This window comes from Methanosarcina spelaei (assembly GCF_002287235.1).
GTDB lineage: Archaea > Halobacteriota > Methanosarcinia > Methanosarcinales > Methanosarcinaceae > Methanosarcina > Methanosarcina spelaei.
Genome location: NZ_LMVP01000157.1, coordinates 1 through 24,581, shown reverse-complemented (window position 1 = coordinate 24,581; position 24,581 = coordinate 1). Strand labels below are relative to the sequence as shown.

At 40.4% G+C, this 24,581-nt stretch carries 19 protein-coding genes; 10 read left to right on the top strand and 9 right to left on the bottom strand.

Annotation, left to right across the window (positions count from 1 at the left end; genetic code table 11):
- Positions 1-472: 472 nt before the first annotated feature.
- Both ASJ81_RS09380 and ASJ81_RS09375 read right to left on the bottom strand, forming a co-directional pair.
- Positions 473-1,270: a flavodoxin family protein gene (locus ASJ81_RS09380; RefSeq protein WP_245859998.1), complete on the bottom strand. Its 798-nt coding sequence runs from the start codon at positions 1,268-1,270 to the stop codon at positions 473-475.
- Between the two features lie 325 nt (positions 1,271-1,595).
- Positions 1,596-3,788 carry a DUF2341 domain-containing protein gene (locus ASJ81_RS09375; RefSeq protein WP_095644241.1) on the bottom strand — a complete coding sequence of 731 codons (2,193 nt, stop codon included), beginning with the start codon at positions 3,786-3,788 and terminating at the stop codon, positions 1,596-1,598.
- A gap of 237 nt (positions 3,789-4,025) precedes the next feature.
- Here ASJ81_RS09375 and ASJ81_RS09370 point away from each other — a divergent pair, with 237 nt between their 5' ends.
- On the top strand, positions 4,026-4,541 hold the full coding sequence (locus ASJ81_RS09370; protein WP_095644240.1) for a deoxyuridine 5'-triphosphate nucleotidohydrolase: 516 nt from the start codon (positions 4,026-4,028) through the stop codon (positions 4,539-4,541).
- Positions 4,542-4,957: 416 nt separating this feature from the next.
- Positions 4,958-5,755, top strand: a complete 798-nt coding sequence (locus tag ASJ81_RS09365) for a 2-amino-3,7-dideoxy-D-threo-hept-6-ulosonate synthase (protein ID WP_048108204.1) — start codon at positions 4,958-4,960, stop codon at positions 5,753-5,755.
- Between the two features lie 1,397 nt (positions 5,756-7,152).
- On the opposite strand, the gene ASJ81_RS09360 is transcribed toward ASJ81_RS09365, so the two are convergent.
- Positions 7,153-8,148 (bottom strand): radical SAM protein, encoded by a 996-nt coding sequence (locus ASJ81_RS09360; protein WP_095644239.1) that lies wholly within the window; start codon positions 8,146-8,148, stop codon positions 7,153-7,155.
- A gap of 1,601 nt (positions 8,149-9,749) precedes the next feature.
- Between ASJ81_RS09360 and ASJ81_RS09355 the strand changes: the two genes are divergently transcribed.
- The 4 genes from ASJ81_RS09355 to asd all read left to right on the top strand — a co-directional run bounded on the left by ASJ81_RS09355 (position 9,750) and on the right by asd (position 13,108).
- Positions 9,750-10,850 carry a GTP-binding protein gene (locus ASJ81_RS09355; RefSeq protein WP_095644238.1) on the top strand — a complete coding sequence of 367 codons (1,101 nt, stop codon included), beginning with the start codon at positions 9,750-9,752 and terminating at the stop codon, positions 10,848-10,850.
- Positions 10,851-11,081: 231 nt separating this feature from the next.
- The gene (locus ASJ81_RS09350; RefSeq protein ID WP_095644237.1) at positions 11,082-11,390 is read left to right on the top strand and encodes a hypothetical protein; all 309 of its coding nucleotides are present in this window, start codon (positions 11,082-11,084) and stop codon (positions 11,388-11,390) included.
- Between the two features lie 236 nt (positions 11,391-11,626).
- A complete protein-coding gene (locus ASJ81_RS09345; RefSeq protein WP_095644236.1) occupies positions 11,627-11,809 on the top strand; it encodes an indolepyruvate ferredoxin oxidoreductase subunit alpha in 183 nt (60 codons plus the stop codon).
- A 270-nt stretch (positions 11,810-12,079) separates the two neighbouring features.
- On the top strand, positions 12,080-13,108 hold the full coding sequence (asd, locus tag ASJ81_RS09340; RefSeq protein WP_095644235.1) for an aspartate-semialdehyde dehydrogenase: 1,029 nt from the start codon (positions 12,080-12,082) through the stop codon (positions 13,106-13,108).
- A gap of 167 nt (positions 13,109-13,275) precedes the next feature.
- Here asd and larC (ASJ81_RS09335) read toward each other — a convergent pair whose 3' ends face one another.
- The 6 genes from larC (ASJ81_RS09335) to ASJ81_RS09310 form a co-directional block, all read right to left on the bottom strand.
- The gene (larC, locus tag ASJ81_RS09335; RefSeq protein WP_095644234.1) at positions 13,276-14,466 is read right to left on the bottom strand and encodes a nickel pincer cofactor biosynthesis protein LarC; all 1,191 of its coding nucleotides are present in this window, start codon (positions 14,464-14,466) and stop codon (positions 13,276-13,278) included.
- Between the two features lie 133 nt (positions 14,467-14,599).
- On the bottom strand, positions 14,600-15,406 hold the full coding sequence (larB, locus tag ASJ81_RS09330) for a nickel pincer cofactor biosynthesis protein LarB (protein ID WP_095644233.1): 807 nt from the start codon (positions 15,404-15,406) through the stop codon (positions 14,600-14,602).
- A gap of 315 nt (positions 15,407-15,721) precedes the next feature.
- Positions 15,722-16,921, bottom strand: coding sequence for an aldo/keto reductase (locus tag ASJ81_RS09325; RefSeq protein ID WP_095644232.1), 1,200 nt, complete (start codon positions 16,919-16,921; stop codon positions 15,722-15,724).
- A gap of 73 nt (positions 16,922-16,994) precedes the next feature.
- Complete coding sequence (locus ASJ81_RS09320) at positions 16,995-17,573, bottom strand: TetR/AcrR family transcriptional regulator (protein WP_095644231.1); 579 nt, start codon at positions 17,571-17,573, stop codon at positions 16,995-16,997.
- 220 nt (positions 17,574-17,793) lie between these two features.
- Positions 17,794-18,375: a nickel insertion protein gene (gene larC, locus ASJ81_RS09315; RefSeq protein ID WP_245860000.1), complete on the bottom strand. Its 582-nt coding sequence runs from the start codon at positions 18,373-18,375 to the stop codon at positions 17,794-17,796.
- A 153-nt stretch (positions 18,376-18,528) separates the two neighbouring features.
- A complete protein-coding gene (locus tag ASJ81_RS09310; RefSeq protein ID WP_095644229.1) occupies positions 18,529-20,316 on the bottom strand; it encodes a hypothetical protein in 1,788 nt (595 codons plus the stop codon).
- A gap of 301 nt (positions 20,317-20,617) precedes the next feature.
- Between ASJ81_RS09310 and pyrH the strand changes: the two genes are divergently transcribed.
- The 4 genes from pyrH to ASJ81_RS09290 all read left to right on the top strand — a co-directional run.
- Positions 20,618-21,319, top strand: coding sequence for a UMP kinase (pyrH, locus tag ASJ81_RS09305; protein WP_095644228.1), 702 nt, complete (start codon positions 20,618-20,620; stop codon positions 21,317-21,319).
- Between the two features lie 274 nt (positions 21,320-21,593).
- Entirely contained in the window at positions 21,594-22,772 is a 1,179-nt protein-coding gene (locus ASJ81_RS09300) for a hypothetical protein (protein ID WP_095644227.1), read from the top strand.
- Between the two features lie 74 nt (positions 22,773-22,846).
- On the top strand, positions 22,847-23,962 hold the full coding sequence (locus ASJ81_RS09295; RefSeq protein WP_095644226.1) for an ABC transporter permease: 1,116 nt from the start codon (positions 22,847-22,849) through the stop codon (positions 23,960-23,962).
- A gap of 166 nt (positions 23,963-24,128) precedes the next feature.
- Positions 24,129-24,581, top strand: a 453-nt coding sequence (locus ASJ81_RS09290) for a hypothetical protein (RefSeq protein WP_212556062.1), incomplete at its 3' end; no start/stop codon positions are given.

Below are 24,581 nucleotides of genomic sequence, written 5' to 3'. Positions count from 1 at the left end.
TTTCTTAAACTTTCTTTAAATGAATTTCTCAACCATATAAATTCTACTGAATGAAGTATATGACTCAGTAATCAGTTCGATAATTTTTATAAAAACAATTTTATATTATTAATTAGAGCCTTCTAGAATCTGGGCTGAGATTCTCTACTGTCAATAAATATCAAATAAAAGTGTCAAGAATAGTGCTGGAGCATCCTGAATACTATTCCAAATTAGGGTTCAGGCAGGCAAATACCCTGGGAATGACAGATCTTTTCGGTGCATCACGTTGAAGCATTTATAGCACTGGAATTAAAGAAAGGAGTGCTTGAAGGTGGAGCTGGGATTATATGACATTCAGATGAGTTTTTGAGATCCAAAAAAGAAATATGGCATCTAAAATATGGAGTCTAAAAGAGTGGAAAGAAAGCCTTAAAATGAGCAAAATCAATTAAAAAGGTAATAAGAAGTAAAAGAGAATAAGGTAAGAAATTCAAAGAAGCGGGATCAAGCTTGACTCACCTCTTCTTAACTCAGAACCGGAAAGAGGGGAACCCGAGACCAATTTTCCGAGTTCTCTTGCTTTTTCAAGTAACTTGGGCCTGAATGAGACTTCAAGATTATCAGTGCCAGCTACAATAACGGTTTCCAGTACATCAAAGCCGAGATAGTAAAGAAGGCCGGCTGTGTATTCAAAATATGGTTTGAAGGCATCCCTATCCGAACTTCCCTGAGAAAAAACAAGGATTAATTTTTTATTATCAAGTCTGCTTGAAAAATCAGGTTTTAAGAAGGCTGTCAGGCGGTCAATTAAGAGTTTGGTCTGGGCAGTCATCTGCCACATGTAAACAGGAGAACCGAGTACAATAGTGTCTGCAGCCAGGATTTCTTGGTAAAGTTCCTGCATGCCGTCGTCTATTGCACAGCAGCCTGATTCCCGACATCTGAAGCAGGCGTCACAACCTTTGATGTTTAGAGAAGCTAGGTTGTAAATTACTTTTTCTGCACCGTTTTCGGCAGCTCCATCGAGAATTGCATTTACAAGCTTTGCAGTGTTTCCATTAATACTAGGACTACCAACTAATCCAAGAATTTTGATGCTAGAACCCCCGTTTGAACGTTTAAAAAATTCAAATTTCAACAGAATAACAAAAGTATAAATGTTCAATCTCCATAAAAAGATTTCTCTTGCTGAACTAAATGTATAAGTTTCTCTGAGATTTCGGCTGAAAACAGAAAGAGGACAATGGAAGATAGAAAGACAGCAGAGGAAGAAAGTAGGCCGTTTCATAAATCCATCAGGAAAATGATAACGGAAAAGAGAAAAAGAAGGGTGGAATAAGAAAAGAATGAATTAAACTAAAAGAAGATAAATTAAATAAATTAAGTTCAAAGAAAAAAATTAAACAAATTAAACTAAAAGGAAATAACTTAATTAAAAGGAAGTAAACTAAAAGGAAATAACTTAATTAAAAGGTAGTAAATTAAAACGAGATAAATTAAAACGAGATAAATTAAAACGAGATAAATTAAAAGGAAATAGAAAAAAGCCAAAAATTTGGTTTTTTCCTGTCATTTCTGCTCGAGTTTAGTTTTCGAGCCACTTTCTCTTTAGCTTAATTTCTTTTTCCTTTTAAAAGGGTAAAAGCTCCAAGCCCCGCAAGAATCACTGTAAGAGTTTTAAATCCGGAAATTACAGACTCCTTCTCTTCTTGCTGTGTTTGAGGCAGTCCTTTATATGTATCGTAGTTGAAAACCGAGACTCCCATAAAAGCCGAATCATTCGAGTAATAATCTGCTAGGCCGGTAAAAAGTTGCTGTATTGAATATTTATCCTTAAAGCCTTCTTCCACAGAAATTTCTATTATTCCTCTTGAGCCAGCACCTCTTATTTCTCCCATTTCGAGGGCAATGGCGTCAACGATACCTGAAACGGAATTAAGTTCTTTAGTTTCGCTGGGATAAGCCCTGATAATGAAGGAATTAACAAAAGGAGAGATTTCCTTGATTTGCGATGCAGTATAATTTAGCGGAAGGCTAGCTGAGATGGACACATTTTCTTTTGCTTCTTTATTGGCTACTTGAAACAGTGTTCTGTAATCTATTGTGCTTTCTTTAGAGCCTTCCCAGGTAGAAGAGTTTACGTAGATAACAATCCCATCAAAGGGAGCAAGGGACTTTTCGTTATAATCAAGTACTGTATCCAGAGAGTTCTTACAGAGGTCATCAGTTCCTTTTTTTGTACAATTTACGTCTTCCAGGAGCACGGCATCTATGGAAATCCCTTTTTCATGTGCCATCTTTACAAAGCGTTCATACTGCCATACGTCTTCGCTGTTTACGCTAAGGAAAATCGTATCTATGCCTGAGGAGTTCAATTCATTTACAAGGTCAGAGAAATCGAACTCGTACGGGGAAGAAAGTCTGATTCCGGAAATTCCTATATAGTATTCAGAAAATGGGCGTTCCGAAGTACCGGTCTCGTTCAGAGTCATTTTTTTCTGAGCCTGCGAAACTCCCTCGGAAGCAGATTCTTCGGAATTTGGTTCGGATTCAGCTGTGTTTTGAGGCTTGGAAATATTTTCAGATCTGTTCTTATAACTATACTTAATGTTATCTTCAGAGATGTTTTCAGAGTTATTTTCAGAAATACTTTGTTCAGAGGTACCTTCTGAATGATTTTCCATAGAGTCTTCAGAATTATTCTTATAAATGCTTTCTGAAGAAACTTTGCCTTCTTCCTGAGCTGAAATTATCTTTACAGTCGGTTCGGTTCCGATAAATTTCCGAACCAGCACATAATCGGCTGCCATGTAGCCTGTATTCTTTGAGGAGTCCTTGTAAGAAGCGGTATACAGGTAAACATGCATTGGGATATTGGTTACGGAATCATTTGAGGCAAAGTCCATTTTCGGATCACGAGCTCCGTTTTTAAACCACGATACTTTGCGAGTATTATTCTCCTCATACCAGGCAATTCCCGAGACATACCATTCCCCTTCAGGAACATCGACGTCAGTAAGATCATAGAGATTGTTTTTTTGCTTCCTGTAAATTGTTTCCAGGTCCACCTGCCTTTCGTTGGCAAGCTCGGTCTCATGCTTGATTTCATTTTTTTTGCTGTCTATCTGGTCTATGAAACCCTGCTGCAATACAGGTCCTCTATTGTCCGTACCTGTGGTGACTTTCATTCTTTTGACCACAAACATAGAATTGATTTCAAAACTTTTTTTGCTATATATCATAGAGGAGTCATAGGCGTGAACCTTAGGAGCTGAGACATTACAGATCCCGTTTTTAACCTCAACCAAACCTCCTCCAGCACTTTCAGCGTTCCAGTCCAGCTCATTAAGATTATTGCCCTCAAAATCATCAAAAAAGTCAAAAGTTTTTTCTCCACTACTTACGGCTTCAACCCCTGGGTTCCCATACCTCATGAGGACTTTAACGGTTTGGTTCGCAGAGAGAGACTGAAGCCTGACCCAGATAAGAGCATCTTCGTTTTCAGGATCCCAGGTCTCAATCCAGTAGTTGAGTGTTCTATCTCCTGAGGAGAATCGAAGGTCAGAGCCGTCACTTTTTGCCTCTGAAAAATTGAAATTCGAGGAGTCCAAAACAACAGCGACAGGGTACCCTTGCAGGTCTTTACCTGCATTCTCGGTAATTAGGATTTCCTTGGAGCAACTCCATGAATTATCTTTTGTGGAAATACCCGAAGTGCCGCTCGTGGCAGCCAGGGCACAGTCTGTTAATAAAAAGATAAGAACTATAGAGAAAATTACACATGGAATAGATCTTTTTGTTATCATTAGAAGCCTCTCGTAAGCTCTTTATTAAACCCGATTGAACATTAGTCTGAATATCTTAATAGGTAGTGGTTATTTACCTGAAAAGAATAAACCTTTTCATAAGTTCTTGTCTAAAATAATAAAGATAATAATATTAGTAAAACAATAATAAACTCAAAAAGGAAAGAGTTTAGAAAAAGATAAATTATAACATGAAATCCGAAACAGTAATAAAGAATCTTTACAATTACAGTTCCGATGACTCTTCTATCCAGCACCGAACTGAAAAAACTTATACAGGCAAAGCCTCCCTTGCTTGAAAATGCCATTGATATAGAAACCCAGACTCAACCTAACGGACTTGAACTTACCCTGAAAGAAGTGAAAACAATAGAAGGTTCTGGGGCCGTGGATTTTGATAACTCTGAAAGAAAGCTTCCGGATGGGAAAAACCTTGAATTCGGGAATGATGGTTGGATTCACCTGCCCGAAGGAATTTATAAGGTACTTTTCAATGAGATTGTGAATATTCCCATGAACCTTGCTGCGATTGCAAAACCGCGGTCAACCCTTATCCGCTGCGGAGCTACTCTTGAAACCGCAGTATGGGATGCAGGATACAGTGGTCGCAGCGAGTCGATGCTGGTGGTTTACAACACTGCAGGTTTCAGGCTGAAAAAAGATGCCAGAATTATGCAGCTTTTATTCTATACTCTGGACGGTGAAGTAGAAAATGGGTATTCAGGGATTTATCAGAACGAAAATATAAAATAAGTTATCAAAAAGCATATAAGTTATTCTAAACTTTTTCAATCTTTTAGTCTTTTTAACCTTTTAGTCTTTTTAACCTTTTAGTCTTTTTAACCTTTTAGTCTTTTTAACCCTTCTAGTCTTTTTAACCTTTTAGTCTTTTTAACTTTTTGATCTATTAACCATCTGATCTTTTTTAACATTTTTAAGTTTTTTGATCGTTTTAACTATTTTAATCTTTTCATCTATTTTGGTCTTCTTTTTAATTAATTTATTTTATCTAGTTTGCCCTTGAATTTTCCTCTTTCGATTTTAAATTTTTCAGTCTTGAGTTCCCGAAAATCTAACTCGTGAAAAGTGAGCAAAAGAAATTCTGATATTTAGTTCCTTAGAGAATATACTGATAAAGTTTATATCCTGTAATTCGAAATATGCAACCTATGAACACTATAGGTAAATCCGTAAGGATGGAACGTATATTCAATCGAAATACAGGTAATGCAATTATTATTCCTATGGACCACGGAGTAGGTGCAGGTCCAATTAAAGGGCTTAAAAATCTTCAGGAAACTGTAAACAAGGTCGCAGAAGGTGGGGCAAATGCCGTACTCGGGCACATGGGGCTTGCAAAGTACGGACACCGTGGGTACGGGCATGATGTGGGTCTTATAATACATCTTTCAGCTTCAACTTCTCTTTCTCCTGATCCGAACCATAAGGTTCTGGTAACAACCGTGGAAGAAGCTATAAAAGTCGGAGCCGATGCCGTATCAGTTCATGTAAATGTCGGAGCTGAAGACGAGTATGAAATGCTGCAGGGACTAGGTTACGTGGCAGGAAAGTGTGACGAATGGGGAATTCCTCTCCTTGCAATGATGTATCCGCGTGGGAAAAAAGTTCGTTCTGAATATGATGTGGATGTCGTAAAACATGCAGCCCGAATCGGAGCCGAACTTGGAGCCGATATAATCAAAACAAACTATACCGGAAACCCTGATACTTTTAAAGAAGTAGTTGAAGGTTGCCCTGTGCCCGTGATCATAGCAGGTGGTCCAAAAATGGATTCTGAACAGGAACTGCTGGAAATGATCGAAGGGTCTCTCGAAGCCGGAGGAAAGGGAGTTGCCATAGGAAGAAATGTTTTCCAGGCACAGGATCCTACAGGCCTTGTCCGAAGAATTGCAAAAGTGGTTCATGAAGGCGTAAGCGCGGAAGAACTATCGAAGTTAGGTAAGTAAGCCTGAAGGTTGAAAAGCTTGATGTAAGAATTCAAAGCTAAAATTTAATCTGAAGGAACAAGCGGAATTTAAGTCGGAATCGAAAGAATAAGGTCAGGAGGTCCAGTTTCACTTTTATGAGTTTCACCCTTTCCAGTGGAAATAAACGGGTTGAAATTTTTTATACAGATCTCCCTTCCAAATATTATGATAAACGCACCATATATAACAGGGTGTGAATATGACTCAAGATGTATGAATATGACTTAGATGTATGAATAAGACTTAATAATTGTGAATAGGACTTGAGAATCCTTGAAAAAGAAAAAATTCGGGTTAAAAACCTTAAAATTTATACTCTAGGTCCACTACTATTAACATAGTTTATTAATCATAGCTTGCTACTTCCTAAATCATAGCTTGCTATTTCCAAAACTTTACTCTAATATTTAAATACAACTTCTTTTAATTTTAAAGATTTTGCCTTAAAGTTTACCTCAGCTAAATCTTCTTTTAAAATTAAACTTTTAAAGTCTTATTTTTAAGAATTCTGTTTAAAGTTTCTTTAATATTTCCAAAAATTCAGTCTTCTTTTTTGGAATTAATATCTTTAAAATTTGTAGTTTTATTCTTTTGTTCTTACAACTCTAAGTTATAATCTTGTAAATAACTATCAGAAACATTATTTTAAGAGCAAATTACCTCAAAGTCATTTCACGTGCTAATGTAGAACGAATGATAAAAGAAAAAGCACAGGATGATAAACGAGAAATTGCAGAGTAAGAGAAAATGTGTTTTACTTGGCATGAACTTTTTTCAGATACTTTCGCTTTTGCTTGAAAAAGCCTGAGTTAAACTCGGGTATATATATTTCAGGAAAAACCGACCGTTAATCCATAGATTCCAGTGGAAATAAGGGGGTACTGGAATTATCAGTAGTGAAAATTAAAAGGTGAGAGTTAATGCGAGTAAGAAAACAAATATTTGAGCATAGTAAGCGAACTATAAATGGATTGTATAAGAAAGAATTGGACATGAAAGTACTTTAAAACTTTTAAAAATTGGCATCAGAAATAAAATAAATCAGTTTTCACATAAATATTAAAACTTGAGAAACAAATTCAAAAAATATATAGAAATATAACAAAAAAGAAAAAAGTAAACTAATTAATAGTTGTAAAAAAATTAACTCGTGAAATTCTCCAGTGGAAACAATGGGGTTCCTCTTAAAGAATAAAAGCAGGAATATGTGTGGTTGAAATAAAAATCAATAGCGTTAAGCCTTTAGTTGCCTGATATGAAGGTTTACTGAAATGGTTTTTGTGTTTGATTTAACTGCTCAAATGCACAAGTCTCATTTAAGACTGGATCTTTGAGAATAAAATCAAATTTTCGAACGAAAAATAAAAATGTGGAAATTAAAAATCAATAAAAGGAACAAGGTCACAACCTGTACATTTCAGGCACATGGTTTTTGCAAGCCCTGGATCGAGCCCGTATTTTTTGAGTATTTCGGCTTCAAGCTTTGCAAGCTTTAAAAGGCGGTCAGAGGACGGACGTTTCATAAAGCAATCTCCTGCTCTCAGAGGATGTGGGTTTATCGGTCTCAGAATAGGAATCACTCCCATTTGCGCAAGGGCCTCGACTCCATCTCTTACAGAATCGTCACTTTCCCCAAGCCCTATTATAAAATTACTGAAAACTCGGTTTTTTCCGAAAACATCCACAGCTTCCCTTAGTCTATCCAGAATATAATCAAGGGACAGATCTCCACAAACTTTTTTGAATATTTTTCTGTCCATAGTTTCAACATTGTACTTTACTTCAGAAGCTCCTGCTTCATAGAATTTTCTGGAACACCCTTCTGTAGGGTACACCGAAACTCCAATGGGAACATCGTACTTTTTGAGAGCAGGAAGCAGTTTGAGCACACGCTCAACCTCTCCTTCTATTGAGGTTTCAACGCCTGAGGTAAGGGAAATAGCTTTCAGGTTTCCTGCCTGCAAAACCTCCTCAACTATACTAAGAACCTCTTCCTCACTCTTAACATGCCCCTGCAACTTAGGCACAGGACAGTATTTGCAGTCAAACACACATCTTTCACAAAGGGTTATAAAAGCTTGATCAGGACAGTGTGCAGGGGCACGTTCAAGTTTCCCCCGTACCAGCTCTTTTCCTTGGTAAAAGACTCCAACATTTCCTTCACCTTCAACTTTCAAAATTGAAAGTGCGGAGTCTTTGTTTATGCTGAGTCTCACCCGTTTTTCTCCAGACCTGAAAAAAACCGAACTCGTACCTGCCCCCGGACCCGCAGTCGAACCTCGAGCCCGTGGGATAAGTGAGGAATCTACGGAAACCGAACCTATTGAAATAAGGAAAGCCTTTATTTCCGGCGTGATTAGCTTGCTTTGCATGCAAATGCTCCTGAGTGTGATTATAACGTGACCACAAGGTATTTTAAAAGTAATTATCAAGCGACTACTAAGTGACCGTAAAATTAATACAAGAGACCGATCACTAAGTGATTCCAGGACAAAAAGTGATTCCAGGATAAATCTAGTTCTGCAGCTTCTTTATTTTCTCTCATCTTTACTAAGGAATATATAAATTATTCTGTTGATATAAATTAAATTGTTTTTAGCTAATTCAATACCAGAAGAAATTTCCAGATCTTACCTTAACCCTTGCTCTAGGGAATCTCATCCTAATTTTTGCCTTAAATTTATCCCCTCAAATCTGAAAATTAAGGTTAGACAGATACTTCATTTTTTCTTTCAAACTGATTTTTTCACATATATCCAGGAAAACATTCTTTCACATAGATTTATCAATCATACCTCAGTTTTGTATGATGAAATAAGGTGTGGAAGCCCCACTTATACAGGCATAAAATAATGTTATAACAGTCGTATAAACTTGTTAGGATGGACTGAAATTATAATGATATGTTAATATCAAGATAATTGCATAACATTCTGTGCTAAAAATATTATATACTGTAAGCGCATAATATGAATTGCGTTCTCATCCCTTTAACACCCCATTCATTAATATCTACTCCACAGGTAAGGGGATAAAACGGAAAGAGAATTAACCAAAACTCGCAACCCGTGAGTCTAGTACCTCAGTATCTCTTCCCACATAAACAAAATCTCTTAAAGCCGTTCAGAACTTCCAGGTTCTTTGATGAGAACGCAATCTATTTTTCAATATTAAAATCATATTGTTGGTCTTCTTTCTAATAACTTAACATATCACCTGCTTTCGGCAGGTCGACATAAAAATCCATTCAATTTTTCTATTGATATCGTTTTTTTTAGAACTTTTGATATTTAATTTAAATCAAAAATTACTAAATGTTAACCATAACATAATTAATATATATTTATAATATATGAGATAAAAGACAAATCATGCTAGATAGATAATCCGCAAGATGCTGTTTTTTAACTTAACCTACAAAAAATAACAATTAAGAATATTTAGATGTTGGAATGTGCTTGCTGCCGAATGTAGGATATCATATTGACTGTCCTTGTTATGGAAACAACTTACTTAGATCATCTTGTTTGAATTTCCCCTTGAATACTCTTCTTGATTCAGGGCACATGTTGTCCAGATGCGGCCGGGCGAAAAGTTAAAACTTTCTAAATTCATCCTCATCAGTAATTGAAAAACAGCTTTTCATCTATAAATTGACCTTGTTGACCCACAAATTGAGCTACAACCGTTTACCCGCAACCGTTACGCCGGTTGATCACGCTATGGGTTTGGGGATAAGTTTTTCAAACCCAAACGTTACTGGAGTTTTCGCTCAAGCCTTTTTTAAAGGGTTTATGATCACGTCGTCATGACGTTTTATATTTAGTAGTGGTTTTCGCTCAAGCCTTTTTTTAAAAGGCTTACTTTACTCTGCTGATCCGAGTGGCACTGTCAATTTTATATATATCTTAAAATAGATTATACTTCTCGACCGTCTAAAAAACAATTTCATTATTGAAAAAAGGAGAGAGACATGAAAGTCATGATCATAGGAGGTTTTCTTGGAAGCGGGAAAACAACCACTATACTGAGAATCAGCAGGCAGCTAAGTAACGCAGGGAAAAAGATTGCAATTATTGTAAACGAAATAGGGGAAATCGGGCTTGACGGGGATATTCTTTCAAGGCCTGGCATTGTAACCGAGGAGCTTACAAGCGGCTGCATTTGCTGTACACTCAGGATAAGCATGCAGTATACCCTTCAGACCCTTGAGGAAGAGTTTATGCCTGACATTGTCATTATCGAACCGACAGGAATCGCCTTTCCTGGTCAGATACGGGACGAAATCGAAACAATGGGACTCTCTGAGCTATCTTTTGCCCCAATAGTAACCCTTATAGACCCTGTCCGGTTCGGGACCGAGGCAAAAGAAATCCCGAAGTTTATAGAGACGCAGATAAAAGATGCTGAAATTCTCTGCATAAACAAGATTGATGTAACACCTGTAGAAACTGTCCTGGCTGCTGAGAAAATGCTCTATGATATAAACCCTGAAGCTCAGCTTCTCAAATTCTCTGCAAAACATCAAGATGATCAATTCGAAAAGTTGCTTTTACTTCTCGATGTACCGGGATTTAAAAAGCCTTCCCGGGAAAAGAAAAATTCCATTGAGCTTTCTGAAGTTTCGGCTTACTCAGTTCTCTATACACTTGGATCACAGGATTTCAGTCCTGAAGAAAGTGCATGTTTCGTAGAAGAAAACCTTCAGACCATTCAGGACATGATTCGGAAAATTAACCCTGAGTTTGTAGGGCATGTAAAGCTTTCCATGAAACTTCCAGAGTCTGCAGTTAAGGGTAGTGTAACCTCCTCTAAAGAAGTGCCTCAAGTAGAATTTCTCCCTAACTTGGAAGGTAAGAAAACAGAACTCAGACTGCTTTCTGCAGTTACAAAGGTCCCAAAATCTAAACTCATAGAGATAATTGAAAGCACTCTTGAAGGAAATCTCGGGAAATCAGGTTTTATCTTTAAAAAGGAAGTTCATGAGCATGATACTGATGCTCACTCTGAGAGTCATGGTGAACATGCACATGAGCAAATATGCAAGGTTAATATATACAGGAAAGACGATTGAAAATAGGTCAGACTTAACTTACAGCTAATTTAAATCTGAACTCAAAGTTAATTTAAATCTGAACTTAAGGCTGAACTCAAAGTTAATTTCAAGCTAAACTTACAACTGAACTTAAAGCTACGGTAGGAACCCACTACTCAATTTAGAGGTTTGTAATCACACTCATCCCTGTTGAAACTATTTAAAAAAAGGTTGATTTCGATAAATACAAAAAACTAAAGGAGTATTAATATGAGCGAGGAAATTGATGAACTTGATGTTTATTTCGAGAACAAAAGCGAGCCTACCGAAGGAGAAGCTGTCAAACTGGAACATATGATGATGGAAAAGGTTTCCATAAATCCTGCAAGAAGAAAGCTCCTGAGGATTGTTGGAATCTTTGGAAAGACTGAAAAACAGCTAAAGGAAGAATCCGGATTAAATGACTTCTTCTTTAAGTTCCACATGGATTTCCTGTTAAAAGAAGGCTTTCTGAAACTCGAAGAAGGAATGTATCGCCTGACTGATGTTGGAATTGCCATGCACGATTCAGTGTGTTAAATAAGCTTTTTTCAATTTTCCCTTTATTTTGCAACTTTCAATGTGATTTTCTAGTTGTTGGATGGTTAACTCCATCCTGATTTTAGAAGCTTCCTTTTGCTAAAAAGCGATAAGTTTTTATGTTTGTCTTGTCAATGGCGTTATGACCAAACTTTTCGATATCCTATGGAAGTTTCAAAACGCCCTATTTAATTTCCAGGTATATATCGAGCAATCAAAAAGGAGTGTGAATAAATATGCCAGCAATAGTTAATGCAGATGAATGTTCCGGATGTGGAAGCTGTGTCGATGAATGCCCCAATGATGCAATCGCTCTTGATGAAGAGAAGGGAATCGCAGTAGTCGACAATGACGAGTGCGTAGAGTGCGGTGCATGTGAGGAAGCATGCCCGAACCAGGCAATTAAAGTAGAAGAGTAAAACGATAACTAATTGGAATAACCTACTTATTCCAATTTTTCTTTTTCTTTTTCTTTTTCTTTTTTATCAATCAGTTTTATCAATCAGTTTTATCAATCAGTTTTATCAATGAGCTTTATCAATGAGCTTTATCAATGAGCTTTATCAATGAGCTTTATCAATCAGTTTTATCAATCAGTTTTATCAATGAGCTTTATCAATCAGTTTTATCAATGAGCTTTATCAATCAGTCTTATCAATGACTCTTATCTTTCCGGAGGTAGCTTTTAAATGGTAGCAATTAAAGCGGGTATTTTAGGCGCCACAGGCGCTGTTGGGCAGAGATTTGTAGAAGCACTTGCAAACCACCCCTGGTTTGAGATTACAGCCCTTGCAGCATCCGAGAGAAGCGCCGGCAAAACATATAAAGAAGCCGCAGGCTGGAGATTAGATACAGCAATGCCGGAAAGCGTTAAAGATATTAAAGTTGTTCCGGTGGATCCAAAAGCCGTAGATGCGGACGTAGTGTTCTCGGCACTTCCTGCAGACCTTGCCCTGACAGTGGAACCCGAATTTGCAAAAGCCGGATTTGCAGTGGCAAGCAATGCCTCATCTTACAGGATGGAAAAGGACATACCTCTTGTGATTCCTGAAGTAAATCCGGAACATCTCGGGCTTCTTGAAGTCCAGCAGGATGCAAGGGGATGGGACGGATATATTATTACAAATCCTAATTGCTCCACGATTGTCATGACCGTTACCTTAAAGCCCCTTATGCAGTTTGGGCTCGAAACCATACAGGTGGCCACAATGCAGGCGATCTCAGGTGCAGGTTTTTCCGGAGTTGCCGCAATGGCAATTTATGACAATATAATTCCGTACATAGGAAGCGAAGAACAGAAGATGGAAACTGAAACTTTAAAACTGCTCGGAGAGTTCAATGGCTCTGAAATCGTGCCTGCAGATATGAGAGTCAGTGCTTCCTGCCACAGGGTTCCTGTAACAGACGGGCATACCGAAGCCATCTGGGCCGGAATGAGAGATAAACCGACGCCTGAAGAGGTAAGGAAAGCTTTCCTGAACTTTAACCCAGGGCTGAAAGAACTTCCTTCCGAACCTGCAAAGTCTTTAATAGTAAGAGACGAAATCGACAGGCCTCAGCCGCGCCTTGACCGCAATATGGGAAAAGGCATGAGCGTTTCAGTAGGCCGTATAAGAGAAGGAATCCGCTACATTGCAATGGGACATAACACTATTCGTGGAGCAGCCGGAGCAAGCGTATTGAACGCGGAACTCCTGCATTCTATGGGCAAACTTTAATCTGGATGGCTTACAAGCAAAATAGAATGAAAGTGAAAGCTTAACAGTTTAAGGCTTTTGCTTTCTACTTTACTTTTCAGCTCTATTTTTCAGCTTCGTTACTCATTTTAAATCTATTCAAATCTATTAGTCTTTATTTTTTATTTACTTCAGACCTTTTGAAAATCTTATAAAAATAGTTTTCTTCCAGCTTCCTCTACCTTTCTCATAATCTCTTTTACAGGGGTACCGGTTGTTTTTGCGATTTTTTTGCAGTCCTCGAACTCAGCAGAGATGTTGAGCAGAATTCCCTCAGAGTCCCTGGCAATCTTGACCGCAGATTCATATGTCTGCCCTTCTATCTCAAACTTAACCAATTCTATTCGCCTGGCAGCCATCAACCTGTGCCGGGTAGGAATAACTCTAACTCCAAGGGATCCTGTTTCGATAATGATTTTCCGGGCGAGCTTTGCAGTGTCTTCAGGCTTTGCAATGACCTTAATAACATGAGCTGGACGGCCTTTTTTCATTGTTGCCGGGAGAATTGCAACATCTCTTGCTCCCATAGCGAGCAGTTCTTCGAACAGGTTCCCCAGGACCTCTCCGCTCACGTCATCGGCATTCGTTTCGAGAACTTCTATTATATCCGGAATCAGGCAGGAATCAAGTTCGGTTAATATTCCCTGAAGCACGTTAGGCCCTGCAAGCTCGGAATCCCCTGCTCCGTACCCTATTGAAATTACCCTGCCCTGAGGAAAAGCTTCCAGGGGTCTTGTAAAGTGAGCAAGAACTGCAGCTCCTGTCGGAGTAAGAAGTTCCTTTTGCTCAATCCCTCCCCTAAAATAGAATTTTCCTTTCCTGAGAAGCTCAAGAGTTGCAGGTGCTGGCACAGGCAGAATTCCATGTGCGCATTTAATTGTTCCACTGCCTACGTTTATAGGAGTGCAGTAAATAGATTCACAGTTAAGGGAATGGATAGCTGCCGAAGAGCCGATTATATCGGCAAGCGCATCACTCTGCCCCACTTCATGGAAGTGAAGTTTCTCAAGATCAGGCTGCCCGTGAACCGAAGCTTCAGCCTCAGCAAGCTTTGAAAAAATATCAAGGGTACTTGCTTCCACATTGGGGGGCAGTTTTGCAGCTTTTACTATATCTATGAGTTCAGGGTATGTGTGGACTGGCTCTTTTTCAGGTACGTTTATTCGGACATCAAGGGCTTTTATTCCCTTTTTCATAACTTCTCTTATATCCACTGATACGTCAACAGAAGCTTCTATCAATTCTTTAACCGTTTTTCGGTCAGCCCCGAGATCAAGAGTGCACCCAAGGATCATATCTCCTGCTGCCCCTGAAAAAGGGTTGAATACAAGTGCCTTCATAAGATTCTTTCCTGATTTTCGATTTTTTACATTTTCTTTTCCTTTCTATTCTCTTCCTGTTCTCTTTCTATTCTCTTTCTATTCTCTTTCTATTCTCTTTCTATTCTCTTTCTATTCCCTTTTTATTACCTTGCTACTCTCCCTCTTGGCCTGTTCTGTCTTCTTTGCCATGTGTGTAGGCAGCTGCAATCATGTTTGCAATTCTGGCTGCATATGCTCCCGCAACAAAGCCTGCATCAATATTCACAACTGCAAGTGTCGAACAGGATTGGAGCATTGCTAGCAGGGCAGCCTCTCCTCTTCCACCTGCTCCGTAGCCTGTCGAAACCGGAAGCCCGATTACAGGTACGTCAACTAATCCCGAAACTATCGTTGGAAGCGTTCCTTCCCTTCCGGCTGCAACCACGATTGCTCCGGGTTTCATAGCTTTCAGTTTGTCCATTGCCGGGATAAGTCTGTGGATTCCTGCAACCCCCACATCATAAACCGCAACAGTCTCACACCCCATTTCTGAAGCTACAACCCTGGCTTCTTCCGCAGCTGGGATATCTGCCGTGCCTGCTGAAACAAACCCTACGACACCACCGGTTCTGGGTGCAGGTGTGCCATCATGGACAACAACGGTGCGGGCTCTGCTGCTCCACTCAAGTTTATCCTGGTCAAAAGCCTGCTTTAAGGCTTCCAGATGCCCTGACGAAACTCGTGTAATAAGGGCTCTTTTGCTCTCTGCAACCATGATTCTCGCAATTTCTACCACGTCGTCAGGGTCTTTACAATCGGCAAGAATAGCCTCGATTACTCCGGTTCTGCTTTTTCTGTGAGAATCAAGTTTTGCTATATCCATATAAGAAACAAACCCCAGGCTCCGAGCCTTCTGCTCCGCAGTCTCAACATCCATTTTTCCGTCTTTGACAGCTTTAAGTATGTCAGTAAGATCCATGTATTAACCTTCACCTAGAAGAATTGAGTGCTTTAGCAATAACCAGTTTAAATACCAAATTTTAGATAGCAATTTATTCATCTGGAGGCTCTTTAGAGTTTTGCGCTATACTCACACAAGCTTGATTTCCTGAATTATTTGAGTTATTGCTTTGCAATTTGAGGTAAAAATTCAAAATTCTAACTCTGGATGAGTATAGTTAACTGAACATAAAGATAAGCATCGGAAAACGAAGATACTGTTTAATCTTTCAATGAAGTCAGCCTGAACAATATCTTCATTTTGCTTTTCTGGCACTTAGAATTGTTTTCTCTTTTATGTTTGCTTCTTGAACAGCTGCTTTGCCATGGCAACTCTCTCCTCCAGATCAGATCCTTCAAGTTCTTCTACAACGGACTCGAGAATTGTTGGGATATCAAGGTGCTGGGGACATTTCTCAAGGCATTTTCCACATTTTGCGCACTGGGATGCAAATCCGGTTTCTCCGCCTAGAATACCACCCAGCCTTGCAGCATACATGAAATTTGCATCGCCTGCATTGTTGGACATGTACAGGTTGTTGTACGTTTCGAAACATAACGGAATGTCCACTCCTGCCGGGCAGGGCATACAGTATCTGCAGCCTGTACAGCCTACTTTCATCAGTTCACGGTACCTCTGCTCTACTTTCCTTATTAGCTGCAGTTCAGCTTCAGCCAGAGAATTCGGGTAAGCCTCGCCTGCAACCTTCAGGTTCTCTTTAATATGTGTTTCCTCATTCATTCCGGAGAGGACAACCGTGACCTCTGGATGGTTCCATACCCAGCGAAGAGCCCATTCTGCAGGAGTCCTCTTAGTAGGGGCCTCATCCCATATCTCTTTTACAGCAGGAGGCACTGGACTTACGAGGTTTCCCCCACGTAGAGGCTCCATAATGATTACTCCAAGGCCTTTTGAAGCTGCATATTCCAAACCCCTGGTACCTGCCTGGTTTTTTTCATCAAGGAAGTTGTACTGTATCTGACAAAAATCCCAGTCATAGGCGTCAACTATCCTATTAAAATCCTCTCCTGAACCGTGGAAGGAAAAACCTGCGTTAATTATTAGACCATCAGCTTTGGCTTTGTCAAGGAAATCAGCTACACCCAGCTTTTCAATATTGTCCCACAGTTCACCAACGAGAGCGTGGATAAGGTAATAGTCGACGTGGTCTGTTTTGAGTTTCTCCAGTTGGACATTCAAGAACTTATCCATATCCTCCCGGTTCTCTATAAGCCAGGAAGGGAGCTTTGTTGCGAGTTTGACCTTTTTTCGATATCCATCAGCAAGAGCACTACCTAAAAAAGGCTCGCTCTGTTCCATGTGATAGGGCCATGCAGTATCAATATAGTTTACTCCATGGTCAATTGCATAGCGTACCTGCTTGGTGGCTCTTTCTTCATCTATACTGCCGTCTTCTTTCAATGGAAGGCGCATGCATCCGAATCCAAGTATCGAAAGCTCGTCTCCATTCTTCGGAACTTTTCTGTACAGCATTTTTTTTCTCCTAAATTTTGAGTTATTTTTTTGTTTTTGATTGACTGATCACTCAATAGTAGAATGAAAAAAATTATTTATCAGCCAGACCTCTCCAAATGATCTGAAATCCATCTTCTAAAACCTTATTTTCGTCCAGTGAAGAATCCGAATCAAGGATAAAGTTCACTACTGTCCTGCTACTCTGATAAAACATTGCAATGGTAAGCTCTGCGGAAAAGTCTCTTATCTCTCCTTCTCTTATTCCTTCATCCACAAGCTTATGGAGGAAGACATATTCTTTCATCACTTCATCACGCGTAAACTTTGTGATATAAGGGGATGAGCAGAACTGTCCGACAAAAAGGAATTCATCCTGATTTTCGATTCCCCATCTGACTAAGTTCGACCATATTTTTTTTAATTTATCCTTGAAGATACCCTGTACCTCAATTTCTTTCCCCATACTGCGGCTTAACTCTCCCTTTACTTCAAAATACAGACTATTGATAAGGTCCTCTTTCGTAGGAAAGTAATTGAAAAGCGTGCCTGTGGCTACACCTGCTTCTTTTGAAATCTGAGCAGTGGATGTACCGTGGAAGCCTCTTTCAGTAAAGAGCTTCAGGGCTGCTTCCATAATGGCTTTTCTTTTGTCTTTGATTTGTTCTTTCATGTATTATCTCGATAATTGACTGATTAGTCAGTTATGTTGTAATATTACGTATTATAAATACTTTATGGCGGTTTTTAAACACTCAGCCAAGTATTGTAGTAGATATTTGGCAACTATGAGATAACGGGCACTTAATAATATCTTTCACGATAAAAATTTTCAAGAAAAAGAAGGCTTTTGGGAAAAGGGCCCTTACTTCGAAAAAAAGTAAAATCGGGCTTCAATTCCCGAAGCAGGTTTTTGTCTGATCCTTACAGCAAAGTTTTTTCGAAACCGGGGGCAGAGACTCACTATCCAGTCCCGGACCACAATCATTGAAATTAACAGTAAAGTCCTTTATGCCTTTCAGAGCCCTTTCTTCAATTAATTCTTTAATTTCGTACATGGAAAGCTTCAGGCCCTCTTCTCTTACCCTGCTTGCCAGTTCCTTAAGTTCTTCGTACTCCACTCGGGCAGAAAGGGGCTTTTGTTCTTTTCCTATAACTATTTTTATATCAATTTCCCCTTCCCAGAGAGGCAGGTCATTTTCATCCCTGAAAGAAAGGCAAAGCTTTCTCAGCTCGTAGTCAAAGGGATAATGCTCGGTCTTCAAAAGCCTGACCCCGAGAGCCCCGGTCTCCAGTGCCATGAACTCGGCAAGTGAATCAAGAGTATCTTTCTCACTATCAATGAGAAAAATATATTCAGGCCTGCCTTTTTTTGTAAGGGCAGGCATTACATGTACGTTTTTAGCTCCAAGTTTCATCAATTCTTCGATCAGGTACGGGACCTGGTCACAGGTGATATTGTCAACGTTAGTCATCAACAACAAAAAGAAGCCTCCCGGCGTTTTCCAGAAAAGAAAAAGGCAGAGGTGGAAATGGAATTAAAGCCTGTAACTTAAATCCTTTCTCCTCTGTCCAGAATCCAATGCCGTTTTTTGTGGATTGATTGGTTCTTAGCTTGTGGATGGTACTCAGATACCTTCCATGGATCTCATTATCCTGACTGCTAGCTTTGCAACATCCAGCGCTTTTTCCCGGGCTCCGGGAATTGCAGCTGAACAGGACTTCCCTCCTTTTTCTGCAAGCTTTGCAACTTCTTTTGGGTCGGCAACGTTCATTGCAGCTGCAACGGCTGCAGGTACTGTGATATTAATAATCGAGTGCCCCGAAAGCTGAAGTTCACAGACGGGTATGGCTGCGAGGGGTATAATTTCCAGAAGCTCCGTTCTGTCATTGAAAATAGCGTCCGGGATCACCTTCTGCCCAAGCCCCAGAAGTTCGAAAGTCTTGCCGTCTACAGTTAGTTCAACATCAGCATCCGTATCAAACCCGTAGTAAGAATTCGTGAAGGGATGGCTTCTACGGGCACCTCCGACCATTTTCTTGATTTCAATCCTGATATCGTGCCCTGTCATGGCTCCAAGCATCGCAGCAGCCCTGGTTTCAACAGTTTTCTTCCTTTCCAGGTCCAGTTCCCGCACGACATCCTCTACGGACTTTCCGGCTTTTATATCCTCATATGCCTTTTTTGCCCTCCTGACAATTGCGGCTGAGCGAACTCCATCAGTCCCGAGGATCATGGTACGTGTAATAGGGCCTCTCCGTACCTGTTCGGTCTTCCTTGCAATGGTATTAAGGGCAACTGAGGCAATTTCCGGGTCAAGCCATTCGTTCTTTTTTACCTCTGCAATAATATCTGCAGCCTGTTCGATATTGCCTTCAAACTTGATCAGGGCCCTGAGGGCAATTATGGAATCTGCAGTCATATGCCCAAGAGGAGGCATTATAGGCCCGCCGGAAAAACCAGCCCCTATTTCTACAGATTCTTTAAAAGCGCATAGCATCTCGCCAAAAGACATCATTCCAACAACAGTCGGAGCCCCTATGTCTTTTAAGATGACCCCAAGGTCCCCTACCAGCCGAAAAGAGTCATATTCTTCGTCTGTGCCGCGCATATGAAGCTTTTCCGGGATGCCTGCAGCCTGGCATGCAGCTTTGCCTGCAAGGTAGGCGCTGTTCACTTCGAAGAAACCGCCGTATTCCTCACCCACAAAAGCATCAGGATGAACAATTTCAAGAGCTGCTGCGGCCCCGAGCGCTGCCGAAATGATGGGGCTTGCGGAAACACCTGCTCCCCAATAGGCCTGCATCATCGCTTCTGTCCCTATCCTTGCACCATTCATGGCTACTTCCGGAAAGCCTATGTCTTCTCCGAGGGTGTTGTGCCCGTACAGAGGACCGCCTGCAACTCCCAGGGGAAGTTTTCGCCCATCAATTCTGGTAAGCTTGCCTTCCGCCATAGCACTGTAAATAGCCTGCACGGCTGCAAAGCCTGAGACCTTATTGTTGGATTTGGGAGTGGGAACAGCTATAACCCCTGTCCTGTCCGCTCCTGCAATCATACGGGCAAGTGCCCCTAACTTCCGGTTCCCTGCAGGGACTCCGGCCTGGGCATTGGAACCTGCAAAGTAGCAGATTGTAGCTGCAAAAAGGGCTGCATTTGCAGGGCTTGCTCCGGCTTCTTCTGCGGCTTCAATGCCTTTTTTGAGTACATGATCAATTTCCAGGCTGCCACTATCTTCATCGGTAAGCTTGATATTCGCACCCCGGAAAAGCTCTGTAGCGATAGCGTTTGCAGCACACATAGCGCCTATGTTTGTCATTCCATGGCCTTTGGTCAGGGCTTCAATTCTATCGTTTGTAAGATTCTGGATACCTGAGACTGAAGCCATTACTGCAGCATACACTTCGTTATTCAAAAGATCTTGCCTCCTTCAAAAAGTATATAGAGAGTATTTTCTCTCAATAGTTTAAAATTTATTATGTAAATAGTTATTCATTAACACTGTGACCACGATGAAATAATAAAAAATTATATAAAAGGAAATAAAAATCAAGTAAAGTTGAATTAATCCTCGTCGGAAACATTGAAAAAGTGTAGAACAAAGAGGGTTCAGAAACCCTGTCGCAGCCTGGAGAATGAAGAAATATGAACAACTGTGAGTAAAAAATATCAGCGATACATTTAAAAATCCGAATTGTTAATGTGTAGAGATCATCATGCTCATAGTACTCTCATTAGGCGGTTCAATTCTCGCAAAAAATCTTGACCCCGAACGTTTTTTAAAATACGCGGATGTTCTCCGTAAGCTCTCGAAAAAGCATACCCTGCTTGTGGTAGCCGGAGGAGGAGAGGCGGCAAGGAATTACATCGATACTGCAAGGGCAGTTGGCGCCGATGAAGTAACCTGCGATTATATAGGCATTGAAATTACTCGCCTGAATGCACGCCTCCTTGCTGCAGCCCTTGGACCCGCTTCTTGTCCGGAAATTCCTGCCAATTATCTTGAGGCCTCAAAGGCTATCCGTCCCGGAAAGGTAGTTGTTATGGGAGGAGTTACTCCTGGCCAGACCACGGATGCCGTTGCTGCAATTCTTGCGGAGTTCCTGCGGGCGGACCTGCTGGCAATTGCAACATCTATTGATGGAGTTTACTCCTCGGATCCTAACTGTGACCCTTCGGCAATAAAATACGATAAAATCTCTCCTGAGAAACTCATAAACATAGTTATGGCAATAGAGATGAAAGCAGGCTCCAAATCTCCTGTTGACCCTGTAGCCGCAAAAATTATCGAACGCTGTAAACTCGACGCTCTTGTCATGGATGCTCGAAACCCCGCCATGCTTGAAGAAGTTCTCAATGGAGAAGCAATTAAAAAGTCTCCCATTTCCTGCGGAACCTGGATTACGACAAAGATCTAAGGCTTAAAACAACTGAGATAAGGCTCGGACAGTTTTAATAGCCAGGTAAAACAAGGTCAGGAAAATAAAACCTGGATTTAAAATCTTTATTTTTACAGAAAAATGAAAAATTAAACATAGAGGTTCCAACATATATCCCAATAATAGAAAAAGACTGGAATGCCGGTTTAGAGTTTAGAACTCCTGAAGGGTTGGTTTAGAGTTTAGAACTCCTGAATAGCTGGCTTCCTTAAGTTTCTATCCTGAAATTTATGAAAGGGAGGAGGAGCCGGGCTTGAGCTTGCCTGAAGAAATAAGTTCTTTTAGACATAGAGAGTTTATTTTCTGCTTTTTTTTCGTTCTTTTGTTCCTGATCATCTTCTGTGCTGAGCTTAGTCCTGTTTTCGCAGCAGTAAATGGGACAGACTTTGAGATGGAAAGACAGGAAGATGCCGTTATCACGGATTTTTTCTCAGACTGCGAACTCTCGGATGCTACAGTCAGGTTTGAGCAACCTCTTGAAAATGTCTCTCTTGTTTTTACTTTGAGTTCAGAGAAAAAACTGCTGAAATCTGAAACTTTTTTTCTAGGACCTGTTAAGAAAGGGCAGGAAATTACAAGAGTCCTGTTCTGGAAAATTGAGGACAATTTTCGAAAAGATAGAGACTCTTATAAAGCACAGGTTCTTGTGAAAAACGGGAGCCAAAGTATTAGTTCGAGAGAACTTTCGTTTTCTTCCCGAAATCCCATCCTTTCAAAGCTTAAACTTGTTGACTTTTCTGCAGATTCTGAGAAAGCTTCAATTCTAATGAGTCTTACAAGCTCTGCTAGTTTAAGAACTATACAGGCTCCTGAGCCCGGTATGATCGACCTTGACCTGAAACTTCTATCGGACACGGAAATCTTGTATTCTGAAAAGCAGAAAAATATCCCTATTACAAGCACTTATTATAATGTAAGCTACTGGCCTTTATTGCTCGAGAAAGATAAAAAATACACTGCATTTTTGAAGGTCCATTCCCACTCTCCTGATGTCACTGCAGCCTATATCTCGAATTTTAGAGCCGAAGAAAAGGTGGAAATTATTGATCGGGATATCGATGTGGATGAATACGGAGCAAGTGTTACTGTTGTCGGAAAATCCCAGGTACCTTTTGACGGAATTGTGAGGGTTGTGCTGATGCCTGAAGAGGGGAAAGTTCAGGTTTTTGAGGAAACCGCAGATCTCCTGACTTCGGGAAAAGAAGACACGGTAGGGATAATCTGGCAGGGAGTCCCTACGGGAGATTATAATGTAAAGATTTACGTGCTAAATTCCAAAGGAGAAATTTTGGACAGCTATGAAACGGTTCTCAGGGTTTTTGAACCGGTACCAGAAGCAGGTCCTACCAAAGAATCCCCTGCTCCTGATTTTTTCACAATCTTTGGAATTTTTCTCTTTGTTGGAACTTTGTTTGTAAGAAAAAGAGAATAACAGTGACTGAAAGTCTTGAACCCTTTAAAGCTTTGATAGCTTAAGTCTATGTAATACTCGAATGCAGGATCACCATGTTTGACCTCATCATCCGAAATATAATGAACAGGAAAGTTAGGAGTGCGCTTACAGTCTGTGGAATTGCACTTGGAATCTTTGCAGTTATAGTTATGGGTGCGATGTCAGAAAACTTCCACCAGACCTTTGAGCGTTCCATGAGTGTAACCAGCGATAAAATCCGCGTCTTTTCCGAAAGTGGAGTTTTTGGAGGGGGACTCACGGAAGATAAGGTAAGCGACGTCCTTCGGGTGGCAGGGGTGAAAGATGCGTATGGGCTTTTAATGACTACTTTTGATGAGGACAAAATGGGAATGACCGGGAAGCAGATCCTTGGCGTTCCCCCGGAAAAATCCAGCGTTGCCCTTTATCCTGTGAACCTGAAAGCAGGCCGTTTTCTCAATCCGGGTGATTCCTATAATGTTGTTGTCGGAAGCAACATACAGAGGGAATATAAACTTCAGATAGGAAGTAAGTTTGAGATCCATGACAAGTACTTTACCGTTGCAGGAATTCTGGATTACACAGGCTCGATTTTTGACAATGCGGTAATTATACCTCTCGAAACTGCGCAGGATCTATACGATGTGGGCAATTCGGTTTCCTATATCTTTGCAGTGCCTGATGAACGAATAGATGCCGAAATGCTCTCCAAACGCATAGAGTTAAGCGTTAAAGGTACAAGCACTCTTTCTCCGGGGGAACTTGAGGTGCAGGCAAGGCAGTCCTTTATGATTTTCAGCGTAATCACTATCAGTTCAGGGCTTCTTGCAGCAATCATAGGCGGGCTCTGCGTGATGAATACGATGCTCATGTCCGTTGCCGAAAGGACAAGAGAGTTCGGAATTTTAAAAGCAATTGGGGCCGAGACGAGGGATATTCTGCTCCTCACGCTTGGAGAAGCTTCATTTATGGGCCTTTTCGGCGGAATCCTCGGAATTCTGGTAGGTTCCGTTGCCGTCTATATTATGAATGCGTGGCTTGCGAACACGAGGATAGTGCTTTTCCTGATAACGCCCAGGCTTCTTATAATTGCCATGCTCTTCGCCTTATTGATAGGGGCTCTCTCAGGGCTTTATCCTGCGTACAGGGCTTCTAAAATGAGCCCTATGGAGGCTTTGAAGCATGCCTGAAATGGGAATTGAAGTTAAAAAAATAATAGATATGTTTTTTGATTTTAACTATATATTACACTCAAAAATTTACCCGAATCTCCACCATGCTCCTTCTTAACGTTAGGTACTTCAATTGTCTTGCTAAATCGGTATGCCTAAATAAAGTAATGCAGTATGTAAGTTTATGGAGGAAGAAACGAACAAAAAAGTTGACTTGACTGATTTAAGACCAGTTATCAGTTTTGTTCCAGATCGTTGGGGGCAAATTCGGAAGTTTATACATTTTCATAATCAAACTTATCTATTTAGTCGGGACCAAGATTCAGCTCTTTTTGGAGCAGATGGGCATTTTGGCAAGTACAATGTTTTAATGGGGCTTGCTAAAAAACTTGCCCCAGAGTTAAATAAAGATTATGAAGAGTTAATTGAGAGAGGATTCTCTCAAGCGATTCACTCTAAAGAGTTAGCAGCTATTATCGACAGCTTATTTTATGACCTTTATTCCTCTGTGGATTGCACTCGACGTGTTATTGCAGCGGTCTATGGGAAATATCAGGGTATAACTAGTAACTCAACTTCGGGTTTATTTCAGTCGAATACCCCGCTAGCTTGCTGCGGGGATGGAAAACTTCCCCGG

What these genes read in the sequence shown, in the direction of transcription:
- larC (WP_245860000.1), bottom strand. Translation starts at nt 18,375, where the DNA reads ATGACTAACGTTGACAATATCACCTGTGACCAGGTCCCGTACCTGATC.
- ASJ81_RS09365 (WP_048108204.1), top strand. Translation starts at nt 4,958, where the DNA reads ATGAACACTATAGGTAAATCCGTAAGGATGGAACGTATATTCAATCGA.
- ASJ81_RS09345 (WP_095644236.1), top strand. Translation starts at nt 11,627, where the DNA reads ATGCCAGCAATAGTTAATGCAGATGAATGTTCCGGATGTGGAAGCTGT.
- ASJ81_RS09370 (WP_095644240.1), top strand. Translation starts at nt 4,026, where the DNA reads ATGACTCTTCTATCCAGCACCGAACTGAAAAAACTTATACAGGCAAAG.
- ASJ81_RS09355 (WP_095644238.1), top strand. Translation starts at nt 9,750, where the DNA reads ATGAAAGTCATGATCATAGGAGGTTTTCTTGGAAGCGGGAAAACAACC.
- ASJ81_RS09325 (WP_095644232.1), bottom strand. Translation starts at nt 16,921, where the DNA reads ATGCTGTACAGAAAAGTTCCGAAGAATGGAGACGAGCTTTCGATACTT.
- pyrH (WP_095644228.1), top strand. Translation starts at nt 20,618, where the DNA reads ATGCTCATAGTACTCTCATTAGGCGGTTCAATTCTCGCAAAAAATCTT.
- ASJ81_RS09320 (WP_095644231.1), bottom strand. Translation starts at nt 17,573, where the DNA reads ATGAAAGAACAAATCAAAGACAAAAGAAAAGCCATTATGGAAGCAGCC.
- asd (WP_095644235.1), top strand. Translation starts at nt 12,080, where the DNA reads ATGGTAGCAATTAAAGCGGGTATTTTAGGCGCCACAGGCGCTGTTGGG.
- ASJ81_RS09350 (WP_095644237.1), top strand. Translation starts at nt 11,082, where the DNA reads ATGAGCGAGGAAATTGATGAACTTGATGTTTATTTCGAGAACAAAAGC.
- larC (WP_095644234.1), bottom strand. Translation starts at nt 14,466, where the DNA reads ATGAAGGCACTTGTATTCAACCCTTTTTCAGGGGCAGCAGGAGATATG.
- ASJ81_RS09360 (WP_095644239.1), bottom strand. Translation starts at nt 8,148, where the DNA reads ATGCAAAGCAAGCTAATCACGCCGGAAATAAAGGCTTTCCTTATTTCA.
- larB (WP_095644233.1), bottom strand. Translation starts at nt 15,406, where the DNA reads ATGGATCTTACTGACATACTTAAAGCTGTCAAAGACGGAAAAATGGAT.
- ASJ81_RS09375 (WP_095644241.1), bottom strand. Translation starts at nt 3,788, where the DNA reads ATGATAACAAAAAGATCTATTCCATGTGTAATTTTCTCTATAGTTCTT.
- ASJ81_RS09295 (WP_095644226.1), top strand. Translation starts at nt 22,847, where the DNA reads ATGTTTGACCTCATCATCCGAAATATAATGAACAGGAAAGTTAGGAGT.
- ASJ81_RS09380 (WP_245859998.1), bottom strand. Translation starts at nt 1,270, where the DNA reads ATGAAACGGCCTACTTTCTTCCTCTGCTGTCTTTCTATCTTCCATTGT.